Source organism: Streptomyces sp. NPDC054840, assembly GCF_053611065.1.
On record NZ_JBSGZP010001174.1, the window covers coordinates 1 to 1,009 of the forward strand.

1 protein-coding gene is annotated in these 1,009 nt (G+C 70.7%); it reads left to right on the forward strand.

Annotated elements, in window-relative coordinates; genetic code table 11:
- Positions 1 to 136: 136 nt before the first annotated feature.
- Positions 137 to 991 carry a tetratricopeptide repeat protein gene (locus ACWGIU_RS38450; RefSeq protein ID WP_453712801.1) on the forward strand — a complete coding sequence of 285 codons (855 nt, stop codon included), beginning with the start codon at positions 137 to 139 and terminating at the stop codon, positions 989 to 991.
- Positions 992 to 1,009: the final 18 nt, after the last annotated feature.

The window sequence follows — 1,009 nt, forward strand, 5'->3', positions numbered from 1 at the left end:
CGGTGGTGACCGTGGTGGCTACCGTGGTCGCGATGACCGTGGCGGCGACCGTGACTTCCGCGCGGACCGTGACCGGGACCCGGTCAAGCGGCTTCCGATCGACGAGGACGTCACCGGCTTCGAGATCGACGCCGATGTGCGTCAGGAGCTGCTGAGCCTGCCCAAGGGCCTGGCCGAAGAGGTTTCCAAGAACCTCGTCATGGTCGCGCGGCTGATCGACGACGAGCCCGAGCAGGCGTACGCGTACTCGCGCATCGCCCTGCGGCTGGCCTCTCGCGTCGCCGCCGTCCGCGAGGCCGCCGGCTTCGCCGCGTACGCCACGCAGAAGTACAGCGAGGCCCTCGCGGAGTTCCGTGCCGCCAAGCGCATGACCGGCTCCGTCGAGCTGTGGCCCGTCATGGCCGACTGCGAGCGCGGCCTGGGCCGTCCGGAGCGGGCACTGGCCATGGCCGGCGAGCCCGAGGTGCAGAAGCTGGACAAGGCCGGTCAGGTCGAGATGCGTCTGGTCGCGGCCGGTGCCCGGCGGGACCAAGGCCAGCTCGAAGCGGCCATCGTGACCCTGCAGAGCCCGGAGCTGGCCTCCAGTTCCATTCAGCCCTGGACCGCGCGCCTGCGGTACGCCTACGCCGACGCCCTGCTGGCGGCCGGCCGTGAGGACGAGGCGCGCGAGTGGTTCGGCAAGACCCTCGAGGCGGACAAGGACGGCTCCACCGACGCCTCCGACCGTCTCGCCGAGCTCGACGGTGTCGAGTTCGTCGACGCCTCGATCGACCTCTCCGACCTCGCCGACGACGAGGACGAGGACGACGCTGAGGACGAGGGTTACGCCGAGGACGAGGACGAGGACGAGGACGAGGGTGAGGACGCTGCGGAGATCGCCGCGGCCGAGCGCGCCTCCGACGTCGCCGAGTACTACGACGAGGACGACGAGGAGTACGAGCCGCTGGAGCAGTCCGCGGCCGAGGCCGATGCCGAGGACGACAAGGCCTGAGGCACGGTGACATGAAGA